The 16,302-nt window shown below is 60.3% G+C and carries 17 protein-coding genes; 16 read left to right on the top strand and 1 reads right to left on the bottom strand.

The window, feature by feature from the left end; translation table 11 throughout:
• The first annotated feature begins 210 nt into the window (after positions 1-210).
• From benA to K6T12_RS08785, 16 genes are all read left to right on the top strand, one after another.
• Entirely contained in the window at positions 211-1,548 is a 1,338-nt protein-coding gene (gene benA, locus K6T12_RS08860) for a benzoate 1,2-dioxygenase large subunit (protein WP_222221551.1), read from the top strand.
• 12 nt (positions 1,549-1,560) lie between these two features.
• Complete coding sequence (locus K6T12_RS08855) at positions 1,561-2,055, top strand: aromatic-ring-hydroxylating dioxygenase subunit beta (protein ID WP_222221549.1); 495 nt, start codon at positions 1,561-1,563, stop codon at positions 2,053-2,055.
• A 69-nt stretch (positions 2,056-2,124) separates the two neighbouring features.
• A complete protein-coding gene (benC, locus tag K6T12_RS08850; RefSeq protein WP_222221547.1) occupies positions 2,125-3,138 on the top strand; it encodes a benzoate 1,2-dioxygenase electron transfer component BenC in 1,014 nt (337 codons plus the stop codon).
• A gap of 10 nt (positions 3,139-3,148) precedes the next feature.
• Positions 3,149-3,934, top strand: a complete 786-nt coding sequence (locus K6T12_RS08845) for a 1,6-dihydroxycyclohexa-2,4-diene-1-carboxylate dehydrogenase (RefSeq protein WP_222221545.1) — start codon at positions 3,149-3,151, stop codon at positions 3,932-3,934.
• 190 nt (positions 3,935-4,124) lie between these two features.
• On the top strand, positions 4,125-5,324 hold the full coding sequence (locus K6T12_RS08840; protein WP_222221543.1) for a benzoate/H(+) symporter BenE family transporter: 1,200 nt from the start codon (positions 4,125-4,127) through the stop codon (positions 5,322-5,324).
• A 537-nt stretch (positions 5,325-5,861) separates the two neighbouring features.
• A complete protein-coding gene (locus K6T12_RS08835; RefSeq protein WP_222221541.1) occupies positions 5,862-7,322 on the top strand; it encodes a 2-hydroxymuconic semialdehyde dehydrogenase in 1,461 nt (486 codons plus the stop codon).
• An 87-nt stretch (positions 7,323-7,409) separates the two neighbouring features.
• Positions 7,410-8,195 (top strand): 2-oxopent-4-enoate hydratase, encoded by a 786-nt coding sequence (dmpE, locus tag K6T12_RS08830; protein ID WP_222221539.1) that lies wholly within the window; start codon positions 7,410-7,412, stop codon positions 8,193-8,195.
• A 28-nt stretch (positions 8,196-8,223) separates the two neighbouring features.
• Entirely contained in the window at positions 8,224-9,135 is a 912-nt protein-coding gene (locus K6T12_RS08825) for an acetaldehyde dehydrogenase (acetylating) (RefSeq protein WP_222221537.1), read from the top strand.
• Positions 9,136-9,150: 15 nt separating this feature from the next.
• Complete coding sequence (gene dmpG / locus K6T12_RS08820; RefSeq protein ID WP_222221535.1) at positions 9,151-10,191, top strand: 4-hydroxy-2-oxovalerate aldolase; 1,041 nt, start codon at positions 9,151-9,153, stop codon at positions 10,189-10,191.
• Positions 10,191-10,982: a 2-oxo-3-hexenedioate decarboxylase gene (gene dmpH, locus K6T12_RS08815; protein WP_222221532.1), complete on the top strand. Its 792-nt coding sequence runs from the start codon at positions 10,191-10,193 to the stop codon at positions 10,980-10,982. Before dmpG ends, dmpH begins: the two co-directional genes overlap by 1 nt.
• 18 nt (positions 10,983-11,000) lie before the next feature.
• Positions 11,001-11,588, top strand: a complete 588-nt coding sequence (locus tag K6T12_RS08810; protein ID WP_222221530.1) for an antibiotic biosynthesis monooxygenase — start codon at positions 11,001-11,003, stop codon at positions 11,586-11,588.
• A gap of 23 nt (positions 11,589-11,611) precedes the next feature.
• The gene (locus tag K6T12_RS08805; protein ID WP_222221528.1) at positions 11,612-11,803 is read left to right on the top strand and encodes a 2-hydroxymuconate tautomerase; all 192 of its coding nucleotides are present in this window, start codon (positions 11,612-11,614) and stop codon (positions 11,801-11,803) included.
• A gap of 184 nt (positions 11,804-11,987) precedes the next feature.
• Entirely contained in the window at positions 11,988-12,371 is a 384-nt protein-coding gene (locus K6T12_RS08800) for a hypothetical protein (RefSeq protein ID WP_222221526.1), read from the top strand.
• 264 nt (positions 12,372-12,635) lie between these two features.
• On the top strand, positions 12,636-13,619 hold the full coding sequence (locus tag K6T12_RS08795) for a ketopantoate reductase family protein (RefSeq protein WP_222221524.1): 984 nt from the start codon (positions 12,636-12,638) through the stop codon (positions 13,617-13,619).
• On the top strand, positions 13,616-14,419 hold the full coding sequence (locus tag K6T12_RS08790) for a dioxygenase family protein (RefSeq protein WP_222221522.1): 804 nt from the start codon (positions 13,616-13,618) through the stop codon (positions 14,417-14,419). The genes K6T12_RS08795 and K6T12_RS08790 overlap by 4 nt, the downstream gene beginning before the upstream one ends.
• Before the next feature lie 12 nt (positions 14,420-14,431).
• The gene (locus K6T12_RS08785) at positions 14,432-15,133 is read left to right on the top strand and encodes an alpha/beta hydrolase (RefSeq protein ID WP_222221520.1); all 702 of its coding nucleotides are present in this window, start codon (positions 14,432-14,434) and stop codon (positions 15,131-15,133) included.
• A 115-nt stretch (positions 15,134-15,248) separates the two neighbouring features.
• Here K6T12_RS08785 and K6T12_RS08780 read toward each other — a convergent pair whose 3' ends face one another.
• Positions 15,249-16,139, bottom strand: a complete 891-nt coding sequence (locus K6T12_RS08780; protein WP_222221518.1) for a LysR family transcriptional regulator — start codon at positions 16,137-16,139, stop codon at positions 15,249-15,251.
• Positions 16,140-16,302 lie beyond the last annotated feature (163 nt).

Genomic DNA, 16,302 nt, shown 5'->3' with positions numbered 1-16,302 from the left:
GGGATGTGCGGTATGCCGCGGGTGCATGGATGCACAGGAGCGGCGCATGCACAGGGATGTGCGGTATGCCGAAGGTGCCCGGATGCGATTTTCCTAGCCCCGTGCTGCAACTGTATCCGCTGCAGATATGGGATAAAGAATGGCAAGGGCTGGATAGTGGCCTTTTGGCGGGCTCTCTAATCTGGGACCAAACAATAAGGAGGGCCTGACATGCAAGATAATCTGATAGCCAAAGTGGGCGGTATGATGGAGGTCGATAAAGAGAACGGTCTTTATCGCGGCCGTCGCGACATGTTCACCGACCCGGAGCTGTTCGAACTGGAGATGAAACACATCTTCGAGGGCAACTGGATCTACCTGGCCCACGAGAGCCAGGTCGCCAACAAGAACGATTACTTCACCACGTTCATCGGCCGCCAGCCGGTGGTCATCACCCGTAACAAGGATGATGAGCTGAACTGCTTCATCAATGCCTGCAGCCACCGCGGTGCGGTGCTGTGCCGCAAGAAGAAGGACAACAAGGCGGTTTTCACCTGTCCGTTCCACGGCTGGAGCTTCAACAACTCCGGCAAGCTGGTCAAGGTCAAGGACCCGGACGGCGCCGGCTACCCGGAATCGTTCAACTGCAACGGCTCCCACAACCTGAAAAAGGTGCGCATGGAGAACTACCGCGGCTTCCTGTTCGGCTCGCTGAACGACGACGTCAAGCCGCTGACCGAGCACCTGGGCGAGGCCGCCAAGATCATCGACATGATCGTCGACCAGTCGCCGGAAGGGCTGGAGGTGGTGCGCGGCTCCTCCACCTATATCTACGATGGCAACTGGAAACTGCAGGCGGAAAACGGTGCCGACGGTTACCACGTCTCCGCGACCCACTGGAACTACGTGGCGACCACCTCGCGCCGCAAGGCCGGCATGTCGATCGACGACGTCAAGGCGATGGATGCCTCCACCTGGAACAAGCAGAAGGGCGGTTTCTACGCCTTCGAGCATGGCCATATCTTGCTGTGGATGAACTGGCCGAACCCGCAGGACCGTCCGCTGTATGAGCGCCGCGACGAGCTGGTCGCGAAGTTCGGCGAAGACCGTGCCGACTGGATGATCGGCAATCTGCGCAACCTCTGCCTGTACCCGAACCTGTTCCTAATGGACCAGTTCAGCTCCCAGATCCGTCACTTCCGCCCGATCTCCGTCGACAAGACCGAGGTGACCATCTACTGCATCGCGCCCAAAGGGGAGAGCGCCGAGGCGCGTGCTCATCGCATCCGTCAGTACGAAGACTTCTTCAACGCGTCCGGCATGGCGACGCCTGATGACCTGGAAGAGTTCCGCGCCTGCCAGGAGGGCTTCAAGGGGCTCAAGCTGCCCTGGAACGATATGTGCCGCGGTGCCGAGCACTGGATCGACGGCCAGGACGAGGATGCCCGGAAGCTGGATCTCCACCCGCTGATGAGCGGTGAAAAGACCGAGGACGAGGGACTGTATATCGTCCAGCACCATTACTGGCAGCAAGTGCTGGCCGAGGCCGCGCGCAAGGATCAGAAATAAGGAGGCGTACCGATGAGCATTACCTACGAAGAGATCCGTAACTTTCTGCACTCCGAGCAGCGTGCGTTGGATGACAAGGACTACGACACCTGGCTGGAGCACTACGACAAGGATGCCGAGTACTGGGTGCCGAGCTGGGATGTGGATGGCGAGTTGACCGTGGACCCGCAGTCCGAGATCTCGCTGATCTACTACGCCCGCCGCGATGGCCTGGAAGATCGTGTGTTCCGTATCAAGACCGACCGTTCCAGCGCCAGCTCGCTGCCGGAACCGCGTACCCAGCACATGCTGAGCAACCTGGAAGTGCTGGGCGCCTCCGGCAGCGATGCCGAGGTGCGCTACAACTGGCTGACCAACAGTGTCCGCTACAACGCCGTGGACACCTATTTCGGTAGCGCCTTCTTGACGCTGGTCCGTGGCGAGGATGGCCAGCTGAAGATCAAGCGCAAGAAGGTGGTGTTGAAGAACGACTACATCCATCACGTGGTGGATATCTACCACCTCTGAACGATTCACACCTATAACAAGTGTCCCGGGGTATCGCCGATACCCCTCAAGGGGCCGAGGTAGCACGCCATGTATAAAGTAGCTTTGAATTTCGAAGATGGGGTGACCCGATTCATCACCACACTGCCGATGGAAACCGTCGCCGATGCGGCTTACCGTTCCGGCCTCAATATCCCGCTGGATTGCCGTGACGGCGCCTGCGGTACCTGCAAGTGCCACTGCGAATCCGGCAGTTACGAGATGGACGGTTATATCGATGATGCGCTGTCCGATCAAGAGGCGGAACAGCAGTTCGTGCTGACCTGCCGCATGATTCCCGAATCGGACTGTGTGGTGACCGTGCCGGCTTCGTCCGAAGTCTGCGTGCGCAGCCAGCAGGCCGATGTCCACGCCAAGCTGACCGAGATCAACCGCCTGTCCGAGTCCACGCTGTCGTTCACTGTCGCCGGCGACCAGGTCCGCGCCATGCACTTTCTGCCGGGCCAGTATGTCAACGTTCAGGTGCCGGGCACCGATCAGTCCCGCGCCTACTCGTTCAGCTCGATGGTCAACGAGGCGGAGGAATCCGTTTCTTTCCTGATCCGGGTGGTGCCGGAAGGACTGATGAGCACCTTCATGGCCGGCAAGGCGCAGGTCGGCGACGAACTCGTGCTGCGTGGACCCTTTGGCAGCTTCTATCTGCGTGAAGTGAAGCGGCCGGTGCTGATGCTGGCCGGTGGCACCGGGTTGGCGCCCTTCCTGGCGATGCTGGAGAAGATCCGGCAGCAGGGCAGCGAACATCCTGTCCACCTGATCTACGGTGTTACCCACGATGCGGACCTGGTCGAGCTGGACAAACTGGAAGCCTTTGCCGCAGCGGTCGAAAACTTCACCTTCAGCGCCTGCGTGGCCTCCGAACAGAGCAGCTGGCCCCAGAAAGGCTATGTGACGCACCACATCGAAGCGGGCCATCTGAATGATGGCGACGTGGATATCTACCTGTGCGGACCGCCGCCGATGGTGGAGGCGGTCAACAGCTATATGCAGGAGCGGGGCATAGAGCCGGTCAGCTTCCATTACGAAAAGTTTGCCGCCAGCAAGTGAGGAACAGGCCATGAGAGCTGAGCGTTTTGAAAACAAGGTCGCTGTGGTGACCGGCGCTGCCCAGGGGATTGGCCGGGCCGTCGCCCTGCAGCTGGCGGCCGAACAGGCCAGTCTGCTGCTGGTGGACCGCTCCGATATCGTGCATGAGATCGCCCAGGAGGCTGAGGCGGCGGGCGCCTCGCAGGTACGGGTGGTGACCGCGGACCTGGAGAAATATCCCGAGTGCTGCCGGGTAGCCGATACCTGTATCGACCACTTCGGCCGCATCGATATCCTGGTCAACAATGTCGGTGGCACCATCTGGGCCAAGCCTTACGAGGCTTACGAAGAGGCGCAGATCGAGGCCGAGGTACGCCGCTCGCTGTTCCCGACACTCTGGTGCTGCCATGCGGTGCTCAAGCCGATGCAGTCACAGCAGAGCGGGGTGATCGTCAATGTGTCCTCGATCGCCACCCGGGGACTCAACCGGGTGCCTTATGCCGCCGCCAAAGGGGGCGTGAACGCGATGACCGTCTGCATGGCGTTCGAGAATGCCAGGCACGGTATCCGGATCAATGCGGTGGCGCCGGGCGGCACCGATGTCGGCGAGCGGCGCATCCCCCGCAATACCAGCACGATGAGCGAACAGGAAAAGGTCTGGTATCAGCAGATCGTGGACCAGACCATCGACTCCAGCTTCATGAAGCGCTACAGCGTGCCGGAGGAACAGGCCAACGCGATCCTGTTCCTGGCATCGGACGAGGCGTCTTATATCACCGGAACGGTGCTGCCGGTCGGTGGCGGCGATCTGGGATAAACCATGGGTTACATACCAAGCAGGGCTCCGGCCCTGCTTTCGCGTTTTATGCTGAGGAGAACATCATGGCAACAAAACCAACCATCGTGCCTGCAGGAATGGAGTTCATCCGCGACGACCTAGGCCATGGGCCAGGCTATTTTCTCGAGAACAAGGCGATTGCCGAGCCGGGCTGAAGGGAGGCGGAACTATGCTCAAGGATATTTCGGTTTCAACCGTGGTCGCCGGCCTGATGGCGGTGCTGGTCTCCTATTCGGGGCCTTTGGCGATCTTCTTCCAGGCGGCGCAGAACGCCGCTATCTCGGTGGAGATGATGACCTCCTGGGTCTGGGCGATCTCCATCGGTGCCGCGGTCACCGGCATTGTTCTCAGCGTCTGGTTCCGAATACCGGTGATCACCGCCTGGTCGGCGCCGGGCACGGTACTGCTGGTGACGCTGTTTCCCGACCTGTCGATCAATGAGGCCGTGGCAGCCTATATCACGGCGGCTGTGATCATCTTCCTGATCGGTATTACCGGTCTGTTCGACCGGGTGGTGCAGCTGATTCCCCGTGGCGTGGCCGCGGCGATGATGGCCGGCATTCTGTTCGACTTCGGTCTGGGCGCCTTCCGGGCGCTGGCGTCGGCACCGTTGGTGACGACGCTGATGATTATCGGCTTCGTGCTGTTCAAGTATTTCAGCCGGGCCTATTTCCTGGTGCTGATGGTGGCGTTGGGCATCCTGCTGTCGGTGACGGCACTGGACGCCAACCTGTCTCAGCTGGAGTGGCGTTTGGCGACACCGCTGCTGATCGTGCCGGAATGGAGCTGGAGTTCGACGCTGGGGCTGGCGCTGCCGCTGGTGATCGTCAGCCTGACCGGGCAGTTCCTGCCCGGTTTCACCATTCTGAAGGCGTCGGGGTATGCCTTCTCTTCGCGCCCGATCATCAGCCTGCTGTCGCTGGTGTCGATCCCGACCGCCTTGTTCGGCGGCATTACCACGGTGATCGCGGCGATCACTGCGTCCATCTGCACCAGTGCGGATGCCCACGAAAACCCGGACAAGCGCTATGTCGCCGGGGTAGCCAATGGGGTGTTCTATCTGATCGGCGGGATTCTGGCCGGCAGCATCGTGCTGCTGTTCACCAGCTTTCCCACTGAGATGATCGCCATTATCGCCGGACTGGCGCTGCTGGGCGCGATCAGCAACAGCCTGAGTGCCGCACTGGAGGACAAGGCTCACCTGGATGCATCGCTGATTACCTTCATGGCCACCGCGTCCGGGGTCAGCATCTGGGGGATAGGCGCGGCCTTCTGGGGCGTGGTGCTGGGATCGGCCGTTTATGCCCTCAATAGGGCGCTGAAATACCGAAGCCAAGAGGCACGACAGGCCAATACCAGTCCTCAATAACGCGGCAGTTTATTGGGGCAGCTCACTCCGTAGCAGCGGGCTTGGCATGCCCTTTGGGTATCGACCGCGATCGGGTCGGCATCGTCCGAAGTGTCGCCCGTGGCACCCACGGGCATAAAAAGCGGGTAGCGACGAAGCTCCGCCCCTGTAGGAGGGGATTTATCCGCGACCAACGGCGGTCCCATTGGTGCATTGTTCGGTCGCCCGTGGCACCCACGGGCATAAAAAGCGGGCTGCTACGAAGCTCCGCCCCTGTAGGAGGGGATTTATCCGCGACCAACGGCGAACCCATCGGCCATTGAGCCGTCGCCCGCGCTACCCACAGACAGGAAAACCGGAGCCCTGTCCTGTCTTTTACGATTCCCGTTTATGGAATTTCTAACCGCCAGTTTTGTGAGTTTTATCCCGTTTTTGCAAAGTTATACTGAATTCAACTGACATCGGCGGGATTGGGCTGAAGCCCTGTAGGTGGCTGTGTCGCCCGACATGAAAAGCATAAGAGCAGCGCATCGACGTTGCCTATAACCAAGGTGATCTATGAAAGAGTTCAAGCATTTTATCAACGGCGAGTATGTTTCGTCTGCCAACGGTAAAACCTTCGAGAACCGCTGCCCGGTCGATGGCAGCCTGATCGGCCAGGTGCACGAGGCTGGCCGTGACGAGGTCGACGCTGCGGTGCGTGCCGCCAGGGCCGCGCTGAAGGGGCCTTGGGGCAAGCTGAGCCAGGCGCAGCGGATCGAGCTGCTGAACAAGGTCGCCGACCGGATCAATGAACGCTTCGACGAGTTTCTCGAGGCGGAGTGCCGCGATACCGGCAAGCCCTACAAGATCGCCAGCCATATCGATATTCCGCGCGGCGCGGCCAACTTCAAGGCGTTCTCCGAAACCCTGGCCAACCATCCGACCGAAGGCTTCCGCCTCGATACACCGGATGGCAAGGGGGCGCTGAATGTCGGTCACCGTACGCCGAAAGGGGTGGTCGCGGTGATCAGTCCGTGGAACCTGCCGCTGCTGCTGATGACCTGGAAGGTCGGCCCGGCACTGGCTTGCGGCAACACCGTGGTGGTGAAGCCTTCGGAAGAAACACCGGCCACCACCACCCTGCTGGGCGAGGTGATGAACGAGTGTGGCGTACCGGCAGGCGTGTTCAACGTGGTGCACGGTTTCGGTCCGGATTCCGCCGGCGAGTTCCTGACCAGCCATCCGCAGGTCGATGCAATCACCTTTACCGGCGAGACCCGTACCGGCGAGGCGATCATGAAGGCCGCCGCGGTGGGGCTGCGCAACATCTCGCTGGAGTGTGGCGGCAAGAACCCCGGCATCGTTTTCGCCGATTGCGATCTGGAAAAGGCGGTCGAAGGCACCATGCGTTCCGCGTTCGTCAACTGCGGCCAGGTCTGTCTCGGCACCGAACGCGTCTATGTCGAACGCCCCATCTATGAAGCCTTCCTGGCGCGCATGAAAGAGGAGGTCGCCAAGCTGAAACTCGGTCGCCCGGAAGATGCCGAAACCAGCTTCGGCCCGCTGGTCAGCCATGAACACCGCGACAAGGTGCTCTCCTACTACCGGCTGGCGGTGAAAGAGGGCGCCACTGTCGAGATCGGTGGCGGTGTGCCGGACATGGGTGCCGCGCTGAACGACGGTGCCTGGGTCGAGCCGACCATCTGGACTGGCTTGGCCGATGACGCCCGCGTGATTCGTGAGGAGATCTTCGGCCCCTGCTGCCATATCCGTCCGTTCGACAGCGAGGACGAGGTGGTCGAGCTGGCCAACGATACCGACTACGGCCTGGCGGCGGCGATCTGGACCGAGAACAGCGCCCGCGCGGTACGCGTTGCCGAGCAGATGGAAGCCGGCATCGTCTGGGTCAACAGTTGGTTCCTGCGCGACCTGCGTACCGCCTTCGGTGGCGCCAAGCAGTCCGGCATCGGCCGCGAAGGCGGCGTGCATGGCCTCGAGTTCTACACCGAGCTGAAGAACATCTGCATCAAGCTTTGATCCAGTCATGAGTTAACAGTGGACAGTCGACAGTGGCTGTTCTGTTAACTCCGTACTGTTAACTAATAACTTTTATAAGTGGCCATCATGGAAAAACAACAGATTATTCAGTGCGGTGACGAGCTCTTCGACGCTCTGACCAATCGCACCACGTTGCGTCCGTTTACCGAGCGCTTTGATGACATCAGCATCGAAGACGCCTACCACATCTCGCTGCGGATGGTTGAGCGCCGGGTCGAAGCCGGCGAGAAGATTATCGGCAAGAAGATCGGCGTCACCTCCAAGGCGGTGCAGAACATGCTCAACGTGCACCAGCCGGATTTCGGCTACCTGACCGACAAGATGGCCTACAGCCAGGGTCAGGAGATGCCGATCAGCGAGCAGCTGATCCAGCCGAAGGCGGAGGGCGAGATCGCCTTCATCCTGAAAAAAGACCTGATGGGCCCGGGCGTCACCAACGCCGACGTGCTGGCCGCCACCGACTGCGTGATCCCCTGCTTCGAAGTGGTCGATTCCCGCATCGAGAACTGGCAGATAAAGATCCAGGACACCGTGGCGGACAACGCCTCCTGCGGCCTGTTCATCCTTGGCGACAAGGCGGTGGATCCGCGCAAGGTCGACCTGGCCACCTGCGGCATGGTGGTGGAGAAGAACGGTTCGGTGATCTCCACCGGTGCCGGCGCCGCGGCGTTGGGCAGCCCGGTCAACTGCGTTGCCTGGCTGGCCAATACCCTGGGTGAGTTCGGTATTCCGCTGAAGGCGGGCGAGGTGATCCTGTCCGGTTCACTGGTGCCGCTGGAACCGGTCGAGGCCGGTGACCACATGAGCGTCAGTATCGGCGGTATCGGTTCCACGTCCGTCCGCTTCGTCTAACAGCCGGTGATTGAGAGGAAAACGAGAGATGAGTAAAAAGCTGAAAGCCGCAATTATCGGCCCCGGTAACATCGGCACCGACCTGCTGATGAAGATGTTCCGCTCCGAGTGGATCGAGCCGGCCTGGATGGTGGGGATCGACCCGGAATCGGACGGCCTGAAACGCGCCCGCGAGATGGGTATCAAGACCACCGCCGAGGGCGTGGACGGTCTGCTGCCGCACGTCATCGAGGACGATATCCGTGTCGCCTTCGACGCCACCTCCGCCTATGTACACGCCGAGAACAGCCGCAAGCTGAACGAGCTGGGCGTGATCATGATCGACCTGACCCCGGCGGCGATCGGCCCCTTCTGCGTACCGCCGGTGAACCTCAAGCAGCACGCCAAAGAGCTGGAGATGAACGTCAACATGGTGACCTGCGGCGGCCAGGCGACCATCCCGATGGTCGCGGCGGTGTCCCAGGTGCAGGATGTGGCCTATGGCGAGATCATCGCCACCGTCTCCTCCCGTTCCGCCGGCCCCGGCACCCGCAAGAATATCGACGAATTCACCCGCACCACCGCCGGTGCCGTGGAGAAAGTCGGCGGTGCCGACAAGGGCAAGGCGATCATCATCATCAACCCGGCCGAGCCGCCGCTGATCATGCGCGACACCGTGCACTGCCTGACCAAGGAAGCACCGAACCAGCAAGCGATCACCGAATCCGTGCACGCGATGATCAAGCAAGTGCAGAAGTACGTGCCGGGTTACCGGCTGGTCAACGGGCCGGTATTCGACGGCAACCGGGTGTCGATCTTCCTGGAAGTGGAAGGCCTGGGTGACTACCTGCCGAAATACTCCGGCAACCTGGACATCATGACCGCTGCCGGTCTGCGCACCGCCGAGATGTTCGCCGAAGAAGCCCATAACGGCAGCATCACCCTGCCGGCCCGTGGTTAAGTGGAGGATAAAGCAATGAATTTGAAAGACAAAAAAGTAGTACTCCACGACATGAGTCTGCGTGACGGCATGCACGCCAAGCGTCACCAGATCTCGCTGGAGCAGATGGTCGATGTCGCCACCGGGCTGGATGAAGCCGGTATGCCGCTGATCGAAGTGACCCACGGCGACGGCCTGGGCGGCGCGTCCGTGAACTATGGTTTCCCGGCCCACAGCGACGAGGAATACCTCGGTGCGGTGATTCCGAAGATGAAGAACGCCAAGGTATCGGCACTGCTGCTGCCGGGCATCGGCACCGTCGATCACCTGCGCATGGCCAAGGACCTGGGGGTCAACACCATCCGGGTCGCCACCCACTGCACCGAGGCCGACGTCTCCGAACAGCATATCGGCCTGGCCGCCAAGCTGGAGATGGATACCGTGGGCTTCCTGATGATGGCCCACATGGCCACGCCGGAAAAGATTGTCGAACAGGCCAAACTGATGGAGGCCTACGGCGCCAACTGCATCTACTGCACCGACTCCGCCGGCTACATGCTGCCGGATGAGGTCAGCGAGAAGATCGGCCTGCTGCGCGCCGAACTGAACCCGAAAACCGACATCGGTTTCCACGGCCACCACAACATGGGCATGGCGATCGCCAACTCGCTGGCGGCAGTGGATGCCGGTGCGGTCCGTATCGACGGTTCCGTAGCCGGGCTGGGCGCCGGTGCCGGCAACACCCCGCTGGAGGTGTTCGTGGCGGTACTGGATCGCATGGGCGCCGACCACGGCATCGACCTGTACAAGATCATGGATGTGGCGGAAGACCGCGTAGTGCCGTTGATGGATCAGCCGATCCGGGTGGACCGCGATGCCCTGACGCTGGGCTACGCCGGTGTCTACTCCTCGTTCCTGCTGTTCGCCAAGCGGGCCGAAGCGAAGTACGGCATCCAGGCGCGTGACATCCTGGTGGAACTGGGCCGCCGCGGTACCGTGGGCGGACAGGAAGACATGATCGAAGACCTGGCGCTGAGCATGGCAAAAGAACGGGCAAAAGAAAAAGGGCTGAGCTAATGGGTAACCTGACTAAAGAACAGATTGAAAAGCTGGCGATCCACCTGGAAAACGCCGAGCTGGAAGCGCACGACGTCACCAAGATCACCGACGATTACCCGCAGATGAGCTATGAGGATGCGTTCGACATCCAGTGGGAGATCCGTCGTCGCAAAGAAGCGCGCGGCAACAAAATCGTCGGCATGAAGATGGGCCTGACCTCCTGGGCCAAGATGTCCCAGATGGGCGTCGAGCATCCCTGCTACGGCTTCCTGGCGGACTACTTCTCGGTACCGGAAGGCGGTGAGATCAAGCATGACGAGCTGATCCATCCGAAGATCGAAGCGGAGCTGGCGTTCGTCACCAAGGCGCCGCTGAAAGGTCCGGGCGTCCATATCGGCGACGTGCTGCGGGCCACCGACTTCGTGATGCCGGCGGTGGAGGTGATCGACTCCCGTTACCGCGACTTCAAGTTCGATCTGAAGAGCGTAATCGCCGACAACTCCTCCTCCTCCCGTTTCGTCACCGGCGGCCGCATGGCCGATGTCGCCGACCTGGATCTGAAGAACCTGGGTGTGGTGATGGAAGTGAACGGCGAAGTGGTCGAGGTCGGTGCCGGTGCCGCGGTGCTGGGCCACCCGGCGGCGTCGGTGGCGATGCTAGCGAACATGCTGGGCGAGCGTGGCGAAGAGTTGCCGGCCGGCTCCTTCGTCATGATCGGCGCGATCACCGCCGCAGTGCAGGTCAACAAGGGCGACTCGTTCTGTGTTCGCTACCAGGACCTGGGTACCATCAGCGGCAAATTCGTCTGATAACAAGGTAACGCCGGTATGAACACCAAGCCGTCTCCCTGCGCCAAACAGCTGACCCAGCCCGGCGATGAGGGCACCGTGACCGTCAGCATCTCGCGGCGGGTCAAGCCGGGCTTCGAGGCGCAGTACGAAGCCTGGATCTCCGGCGTCGTCGAGGCGGCTTCAAGTTACCCCGGCCACCTGGGCACCAACGTGCTGCGGCCGGGGCCGGCGACCGATCACGAGTACGTATTGATCTACCGGTTCGACACCTACAGCCACTGCCGCAGCTGGGAGCAGTCCGAGTTGCGCCAGCAGTGGCTGGATAAGCTGGACGGGTTGGTTGAGGGCGAGCCGGTGATGCGCCGCGGCACCGGGCTGGAATTCTGGTTCGACCTGCCGGAGCTGCCGGTGCTGCAGCACCCGTCGCCGCACAAGATGGCGCTGGTGCTGATCGGCGTGGTGTTCAGCCTGGTACTGCTGCTCAATCTGCTGCTGGCGCCCTGGCTGGACGACATGGCGCTCTGGCAGCGGATTCTCACTATCGTGGTGCTGCAGGTATTGCTGATGACCTACCTGGTGATGCCCCGGGTCACCCGGCTGCTGCGTCCCTGGCTATTTAAGTAGATCAAGTAGAGGAGGAGAGGCTGATGCCTATCGCTCACATCAATATCATGGAAGGACGCACCGACGAGCAGAAGGAGATGCTGGTGGCCGAAGTGACCGCCGCCATCAGCCGCTCAATCGATGCCCCGGAACAGAATATCCGGGTGCTGATCCACGAAGTCCCCAAACAGAACTGGGGCATCGGCGGAACCTCGGCGAAAAAGCTGGGTCGCTGAACGACTGCGTCATTGCTTTGTTGCTGCTTGGTTCCTTCAAGTTCTTCGCAAGTGCTTGGTGTTATTGCCTCCGTTTCGGGGGCTTTTTTCATGTTGCACAAATGTATTCAGTCGATTCGTTATTCAAAAAATCGAATTAGAAAAATCGAGTTAGAAAAGTAGCGAAGAGACAGAAACACCAATTATGAAACCTTATTTGAGCTCTATGCCCTTAGGTAGCCTGACGCTCTGGTGCTATTTCATCTGGTACTTGGCGATGGTGGCTTTTCATTTCGATAGGAATGCGAAACTCTGGGCGAACTCCCTCGGGCTTAGTGCCATCGTCGGAATTGCCTTGGTATTGGCGACCGGTCCGCTGTCGTTGGCCCGTGTCCGTCGACAATTCTGGCAGGTGGCTCGGCTTTTCCTGTGCCCGTTCTGTGTGTCGAGCTTTTCGGCGTTGACCAAGGAGGAGGGCTTTTTCCTGCTCATTTCGCCGTCATTGGAGGAGAATATGGTGGCGTTGCTGCTCTGCTGCTGTTTTTGCGCGTTGGTGTTCGGGGTTAGAAAAACGCAGCCAGCGGTTTGATGCCGTCTCTCTTTGCCGAAGAGTTGCCAGGCTACGGGGCTGCTTTATAACGCAGCTCCTGTTGCGGCTTTCATCGAAGCTGCGATGTCGGCTGGCGGCATCGTCCTATGCTGTTGGCTATCGCGCGGTTTTATCCGGGTTCGCAGGCTTTAGCCTCCCCAGTCATATAGCAGTTAGACACATGCCCGTTGGACGATGCGCCTTGTATGGCTCAAGGGGCAAATTTTGAACAGACTTTAGTTGGTTCATTGAAGTGAGGTCGTGGTGAATCTATTGATCGTGGGTGCCGGCGGAATCGGTGCTTATTATGCTGCGCGGCTTATCCAGGCGCAGCACCGGGTTGTTCTGGCCGCCCGCGGCCGCCACCTGCAGGCGATGCAGACGCAGGGTCTACGGGTCGAGCATGAAACCTTTTCCTTCGATGCCCGCGTAACGGCTGTGGATCTGAGCGCACTGATGCAACAGTTCCTGCCGGATGAGTTCGACGCCATTCTGCTGACCCTTAAAGCTACTGCGACCCAATCCGTACTGGACACGCTGCGGCCCTGGTTAACAGCCGGCAAAGTACCTGTGATTTCTCTGCAAAATGGGGTTGATAACGAACCCTTGCTCTCTGAATGGCTGGGCGAAGAACGGGTCATCGGGGGGCTGGCGGTTCGCATAAGCGGCCATATCCTGCAACCTGGCCGGATCGAGGCGCAAGGGCCGGCGCAGATTATTATGGGGGAGTGGCCGCACGCGAATCGCGCAGCCAACGCCCGGACAGAGCTGCTGCATCGACTGAATGCCGGATTCAATGCGGCAGGGATTCCCACCCAGATCGCCAGCGATATCCGTTTTGAACTGTGGCGCAAGCTGGTGATCAACAATGGCGTCAACCCGCTGTCGGCCCTGACCGGACTGGATACTCACAGCCTCACCCATCACCCGGCGTTCAGCCGGATCGTGTACGGCCTGATGGAGGAAACGGCTATGGCTGCCAACGCCGATGGAATCACGCTTTCCAGGGCCGATGTGGATGATATGTTTGAGCTGATCCGCTCCTTTAATGCGATTAAAACCTCGATGCTGGTGGACAGGCAAAAGGGGCGTCCGCTGGAACTGGACAGCATTGCCGGTGCCGTGTTGCGACGTTGCCGAGCGCAGGGACTGAACGCACCCTATACAGAGCTGGTGGCGGCACTGCTGGCACAGCAATATCAGCCGGACAATCCGGCATACCAAGAGACGCCTGAGGAAACGATATGACGATGGCACCGCTCTTCTTTATTTCGCACGGGGCTCCGACCTTTGCCCTCGAACCGGGTTTGCTCGGCGGCAAACTTGCCGCAATAGGCCGGCAATTGCCAACCATGAATGCGGTTCTCGTGGTCTCTCCGCATTGGCAGACGGATGAGTTCCGAGTGATGGCCTGCGCGAAACCGGAAACGATTCACGATTTCGGCGGCTTCCCCGAGGCGCTCTATCAATTGCAATACCCGGCCCCCGGCGCACCGCAATACGCCACAGCGGCAGCCAAACTACTGGCTAAGGCAGGGTATTCCGTAAGTCTGGACGATTTCCGCGGCCTCGATCATGGCGCCTGGGTACCGTTACGCCACCTGCTGCCGGCAGCCAGAGTGCCGGTCTTTCAGCTTTCGATGCCCCATACCCTCGATACGGCCGGCGCTCTGCATCTGGGGCAGGTGCTGGCACCCCTGCGCAAGCAGGGGGTGATGATCCTGTGTTCCGGTAGCCTGACCCATAATCTCTACGAGTTCCGCCAGGGTGGGGCGCAAGCGCCCTATGCCCGGGAGTTCGCCCAGTGGGTTCACCATGCCGTATTGGCAGAGGAGATCGGTCGACTGGTGGATTATCGTACCCTGGCGCCTCACGCCGAGCGGGCCCATCCGACCGAGGAGCATCTCTTGCCATTGCTGGTTGCACTCGGCGCCCGGTCGGCAGATGAGGGGGCTCAGATTATCGAGGGGGGGATCACCTATGGAGTGCTCTCTATGGATTCCTACGCCTGGGGGGTGCCTGCTGAGATTGATATGGCTACAGACTAAATAGGAAACCTTATGGACAGTTTTAATAGCATGATCGGTTCGTTGCACCAGGATACAGCTTTCGAGCTCGCTTTTCGTCTACGGACTCCGCAGCCCGCCAAGCCCAAGGGATGTGTGGTACTACTGCACGGCGTGGGAGGCTCGGAAATGAGCCTGGCGGGGCTGGCTGGCTCGATCGATCCCGAACTGATGGTGGTGCTGGCGCAAGCGCCTCTGCCGTTGGCGCCGCAACAGTTCGCGTGGTTTCGTGTGGCTTTTACCGAGCACGGCCCCAGCATCGTAGCCGCTGAAGCAGAGCGCAGCCGCCAACTGTTGATTCGCTTTGTGGCACAATTGCAGTCCCGCTATGGCATCGCCCCACAGAACACCCTGATTGCCGGATTCAGCCAGGGCGGCATTATGAGCGCCAGCGTTGCACTGAGTACCCCGGAGTCTGTTTTGGGCTTTGCGGTGCTGTGCGGACGCATCCTGCCGGAGCTTGAGCCGCATCTGGCGCCTCCATCACGTCTGGCCAGTCTGCAAGCGTTTATCGGCCACGGTGAGTACGACAGCAAGCTACCCGTCCAGTGGGCTCAACGTGCAGATCGCTGGCTTACCCAGCTGAAGGTGTCGCATCAACTCCGGCTGTATCCCGTCGAGCACAGCATCAGTGAGGCGATGCAGGCCGATTTTGTCAAATGGCTCGACGCTTGCCTGAGCGGGAAGAGCGTCTGAAGGTGTTTTCCGCGATTGGTAGCGTCGGTTGAGGGGCGTTGCCAGGTAAATACTGCCATACGGCAAACGGCCCATTTCTGGAAATCCTGTCTATTCGTCTGTGTCGACAGAGCACTCAAACTAAATCCTCAACCAGCGCGATCATGTTATTGAGGGGCGGCGAGTCGTTTTCGGTCCGCCAGGCAAACCAAAGCGGCATTGCGCAGGCGTCCAGCTCCTCCAGTCGACAGAATCTCAAACCGGGGATGAAATGCGCGCTGCTCGCTGCAGCCGGCACGATGGCGATGCCGAGGCCCGCTGCCACCATACTCAGAATGGCAATGTTGTCGGCCCCGTACTGGACTACCCGCGGTTTAAAATCGTGCTGGTGAAAATGGGCTTGCATACGGTCGTAGTAGCCGGGCGAGGCGCTTCGAAAGCCCCAGACGAAATCCTCGTCATTAAGTTCGGCCAGGCGGTTTGGAGGGGATTCGGCCCAGGGTGATGATGCCGGGACGGCCAGTATCAGATGATCGCGGTGCAAGAGCCGTGTCGCGAGTCCGGGCGGCGCCTCGTCGCCAAGGTAGAGAATCCCGGCATCGAGTTTGCCTTGATGCAGGCGTTCCAGCTGCGGGCCGGAGAGCAGTGGGAATACCTCGAATGCGACCTGGGGATAGCGCTGGCGATAGGCGCCGAGCAGGTCGGCCACCAGTGGCACCCAGAGGTGCGTAACGGTGATCCCGAGGCTCAGTTTTCCGATGACGCCGCTGCCGAGTGAAGCGAGTCTCGCCATTATCTGCTGGCGTCGCTCCAGCAGCTCCTGCGCTTCTTCGTACAGCGTCTGACCGGCCATGGTCAGATGCATGCCCTGTGCATGGCGAATGAACAGCTGAGTGCCCACCGATTCTTCCAGTAACTTGATCTGGCGGGTTAGGGCGGGCTGGGCGACCAATACCCGCCGGCTGGCGCCGGAGACCGAGCCTTCTTCCACCACGGCGACGAAATATTGCAATTGCCGAAAGTCCATCTGAATTAAGCTCCATGCCAAAAAGGTATCGGGAGGATATAAATTATATATTTCTATGATGGCTTAAGTTGTTTCATAGTGAAACTGTATCGCCGATAAGCCCGCCTGGATGTCTAACGGGAGGATGGAAAGCGATGCGATGAACCGGTTTCCCCGGACTTAT

This window comes from Marinobacterium arenosum (assembly GCF_019795155.1).
Classification (GTDB): Bacteria; Pseudomonadota; Gammaproteobacteria; order Pseudomonadales; family Balneatricaceae; genus Marinobacterium_C; species Marinobacterium_C arenosum.
Note: the sequence above shows the minus strand (reverse complement) of the source record. Positions and strands in the feature narration are given on the sequence as shown.